Below are 4,345 nucleotides of genomic sequence, written 5' to 3' on the forward strand. Positions count from 1 at the left end.
CTTCGGCTTCGGGGATGTGGCGTGGGTCGGGGAGGCCTTCGGGGCGGACTTCGACGGGCTGGGCGCCGGGCCGATCTCGGGGGGGCTGGGACTGGGACTGGCGGTGGGGGTGGCGGCTTCACTGCCGGTGCTGATCGGCGAGCCGGCCTCGGGCCGGGGGGCGTGATCGGACTGGGGCGCGGTCCCCGAGCCCCGCAGCCCTTCGGCCAGGGCCACCCCGCCGATCAGCACCACGATGATCGGGATGACCAGCCAGGGGCGGCTCCGGATGAGGTTGCTGCGGGGAGGCCGGGGGTGGCGGTGCTTGTGGCGCGGCGAATCGGGACCGGCAACATCTGGCATCGCGCTATTTCACCAGGTTTCGCGTAATCGGTGCTGGAGCGCCGGGCTGCAGGCGGGAGCCTACGCCGGGCGGTAGGCCACCACCCAGTCGACCTGCATGTCCACGTGGGCCGGCGTCGAGGCGTCCGGGCAGGGCGCCCAGGTGTCGCCGCAGGTGCCGGCTTGGGTCTGCAGGTCCATCTCCATCGTCTGGGCGGGCACGCGGGCGTCGGCGACCGTCGCCCACACCGTGCCGTCGAAGGTGTAGCTGAGCAGCCCGGGGGTCCACTCGACGCCCAGCGTGTGCCACTGGGTGAGGTCGATGCCCGAGAGCGTGTGCTGGATCTGGCACGAGTCGTTGCCGTTGGTGCCGCAGTGCAGCGTGGCGCTGGTGTGGGTGCGGGCACCGCCACCGTCCTCGGCGAAGTCGATCTCCGGCGGCCAGCCGCTCCCCGACGGCCACAGCAGCAGGACGCCGGCGACCCCGTCGCCCGCATCCATCCGGAAGCGGACCTCGTACTTGCCGTAGGTCTGCTTCAGGGCCGGTGCGCTCGAGACGCCCCCCGAGACCCACCTGCCGCCGAAGGCGGGGTCCTGGTAGGTCTGCAGGTTGAGGGCGCCATTGCTGACGACCACGTGCGATGGGTCCCACCAGCCCCCGGCGTCGCCGCCCGGCTGGCCCTGGTAGGCGCCCCAGGCTTTGGCGTTGAGGCTCGAGCCGGTGAAATCGTCGGCGAAGACCTGGGTCCAGCCGACCAGGTTGCCGGTGGGCATGGCGCTACCGCTCGGGCTCCCGGACGACGAGGTGCTGGCGGGCGGCGCCGTCGGGGTGGAGCCGGGTGTGGTGGGGGCGGGGCTGGTGGGGCTCCCAGGGGTGAGGCCCAGCGAGGACGCCACCGTGCCGAAGGCATCGACCGCACCGGTGACCGTCGCCAGCAGGTAGCCCGCCCCCGAGGACACCATGCCCACCACCGAGCCCACCAGGCTCCCGGCCGCCGACCCAGTGAAGGGGGCGTTGCCGAAGGCGAAGATGCCGCCGTCGGAGGCCACCAGCCAGTAGCCGAGGCCGGTCGGCGTGGCCGCCATGCCCACCACCGGTTGGTTGAGGTGGATGGAGCCGGTGGACCCGAAGAAGTGCGAGTCGCCGAAGCTGAAGATGCCGCCGTCGGTGGCCACCATCCAGTAGCCCCGGCCGGTGGGGCTGGTGGCGATGCCCACGATGGGCCGGTTGAGGCGGATCGAGCCAGTAGAGCCGAAGAACTGGGCGTCGCCGTAGCTGAAGATGCCGCCGTCGGCGGCCACCAGCCAGTACCCGTGGCCGCTGGGCGTGGGGGCGAGGCCCACGATGGGTTGGTTGAGGCGGATCGAGCCGGTGGACCCGAAGAACTGGGCATCGCCGTAGCTGAAGATCCCGCCATCGGAGGCCACCAGCCAGTACCCGTGGCCACTGGGAGTGGCGGCGATGCCCACGATCGGCTTCGAGAGGGCCAGGGCGGCCGCCGAGCCGTAGCCTACCGCCGAGCCGCCGGCGGTCACCGCCCCGTTGGCCTGGGCCACCCACCAGCCCTGCCCGCCGGGGGCGAGGGCGACCCCGACGGTCGAGGACGCCTGGGCGGCGACGGGCGAGGTTTCCTGGGCGGCGACGTGGGCCGGGAATGGTGCCGTGGCAACAGACACGAGGGCTGCCGCTCCGACGAGCGCTGCGGTCGCTGCTGCGGCGAGACGTCCCACGACTCCTCCTCGTTCTCCTGGCCTGAACGGGCGGAGCGCCCGACCGGGAGGACCCAGGTCCCGGTCGGGCGCCCACTCCCCCAGTTGTCGTCGCGTGGGCAGCGCGGGCACATACGCAATCAGGGTGTTTCCAGATGACGAGTTCGGACCACCGATTTGCGCGCTCTGCGTGGTCAGCGGGCCAGAGGGCCTAGTTATCCGGGGCGGTCACTGGTAGGCCCCCGGCAGTCGCCCGGGGTCGCCGACGGGTGGTCCGAAGAGGCGGATGATGGTCCCTCGCCATGCCGCCCTCGCCGGAGTTCCGGGCCCACCATGTGGCCATCAGCGTGCGCGACCTCGACAAGACGGTCGCCTTCTACGCCCGGCTGGGGTTCCGGCCTGTCCTGCGCTGGGCGGCCGGGGACGGGTCGCTCACCATCACCCATTTGGAGCTGGGGGGGTTCCTGCTGGAGGTGTTCTGCTACGCCGCAAATGCCGCGGTGCAGCCAGGGACGGTGGCCGTCGGCAACGACCTTGAGGCCGTCGGGGTAAAGCACCTGGCCCTGGCGGTGGAGGACGTGGCGGCCGTGCGGGCGGCGCTCAGGCCGAAGGGCTGGCGTGCACCGAGGTCGTCGAGGGCCGCACGGGGCTCGTCTACTGCTTTGTCCGGGACCCGGACGGGTACTGGGTGGAGATCGTGCAGGAGGGGCGGGCTGGGGCTCAGTAACGCTGGCCGGGCGGCGATAGTGCACGGCTGCCGCAATCAAGTGCAGCAGTGGATCCCCGACGGCCTCCGGGAAGATGCTGGGCTTTACCTTCCAGCGGACTAGGCATTCCAGGTCATTGCCACAATCCCCCGTACCATGCCGAAAATGGCTAGGTCGCGCTATAGGCAGACTCACCGCACTCGTGCACGATGGCACAGGACTGGACCCAATCCACAGAGGAGTCTTCGCCATGCCCGCCGAGCCGCCGGTGTACCGGAGCCAACACCCGGCTGACGCCCAGCCGCTGCACGCACGCCTCGACCGCCGGGGCATCAGCCTCATCGCCGTCGTCGGCCTCCTGACCGGCCTGCTGTGGGGCGGCGGGACCGCCGCCGCCATCGCGGCACCCGCGATCCCTGCTCAGGCGTCGCTCCCGGCGGCGGTGCAACGCCCCGCAACTTTGTCTGCACCGGCGGCGAACCCACTGGCAGAAGCTGCCCAGGCACCGCCTGCGGCGAAGTCCGCCCGGAAGGCGGCACCCCTCAGTGCCTCGGCCCTGCTTGGTGGCCTGCAGCCCCAGGGAACAGTGATGTCCGCCATGGTGGCCGCCTCCGAGACCCAACCCCTGCCCCCGGCGTCAGCTACGCCCACCTCCTCGATGGTCCCGGTGACCCAGTTCCCCCCGCCGCTCACCCCCTTCCCCCGCGCCACGACGACTGCCAGCACCGAGGTCACCGCCAAGCGCACCGCCAACAGCGACACCTTCGACAACCACAATGGGACAATGACCACGAAGGTGTCCCAGGGGATGAACTATCACACCCCGAGCGGCTACCAGCCGGTCGATTTGAGCTTCCACGCCCCGGGTGCGGGGATGAGCGGCGTGAGCGCCATCGAGGACCACTCCGATGTCACCGTGAGTGTCTCGTCCTCAGGCGTGGCCGCCGTCGGTCCCGAGGGCACCGGGATGCGCATCCTGACCCCGGGTCTGGCCGGGGTGGCGGGCAGCGTGGCCTCCTCGGTGCTCGGCGGGGTGCCGTGGAAGTTCACCCCCACCGGGGCGGGCCTGGAGGCTGCGACGATGGTCCCGTCCCGCCAGGGCGCCCGGACCTATTCGTTTAACGTCCAGCTCTTGGGTGGGGCCAAGGCACTGAGTGTCGATGCTTCGGGCGACCTGGTCTCCGGTGCCTTCTCGGTCAGCCGGCCGCTGGTGGTGGGCGCCGACGGCGGCATCTACCCCACCGGGGCCTGGGTGGTGTCAGGCTCGACGATCAGCTTCGGCCTGGATGACACGCTGCTTCCTAATTCAGCCATACCGTACGTCATCGACCCCAACTGGAAGTGGAGCTTCGCCGGCACCGGTGGGGCCAGCTTCGTCAACACCTCGTCCAGCTACGGCAGCGGCGGCTCCACCTCCGTGACGGACGCCAGCTCCTACTTCGCCATCGCCGACAACCGCCAGCCCGACGGTCAGTACGTGATCGCCGATGCCGCCCTGACCTTCGACACCTCCTCGATCCCCACCAACGGCTTCCCGGAGTACGCCAAGATCAACCTGTTCTCGTGCTCGGCGGTGCAGGCCGACGCCAACGAGTCGCTCGTCCTCG

General features: G+C 70.9%; 4 protein-coding genes. 2 read left to right on the forward strand and 2 right to left on the reverse strand.

Features of this window, described 5'->3' with window-relative positions; all coding sequences use genetic code 11:
* On the reverse strand, positions 1-342 hold a 342-nt coding region (locus VFW71_02750; GenBank protein HEU5001684.1), incomplete at its 3' end, for a hypothetical protein.
* A 60-nt stretch (positions 343-402) separates the two neighbouring features.
* Positions 403-2,052, reverse strand: a complete 1,650-nt coding sequence (locus tag VFW71_02755) for a glycoside hydrolase family 16 protein (protein ID HEU5001685.1) — start codon at positions 2,050-2,052, stop codon at positions 403-405.
* Between the two features lie 281 nt (positions 2,053-2,333).
* Here VFW71_02755 and VFW71_02760 point away from each other — a divergent pair, with 281 nt between their 5' ends.
* Positions 2,334-2,861, forward strand: coding sequence for a VOC family protein (locus VFW71_02760; protein ID HEU5001686.1), 528 nt, complete (start codon positions 2,334-2,336; stop codon positions 2,859-2,861).
* A 127-nt stretch (positions 2,862-2,988) separates the two neighbouring features.
* The coding region (locus VFW71_02765) for a hypothetical protein (GenBank protein HEU5001687.1) at positions 2,989-4,345 on the forward strand (1,357 nt) is incomplete at its 3' end.

The organism is Actinomycetota bacterium (assembly GCA_035765775.1).
Classification (GTDB): domain Bacteria; phylum Actinomycetota; class CADDZG01; order JAHWKV01; family JAOPZY01; genus DASTWV01.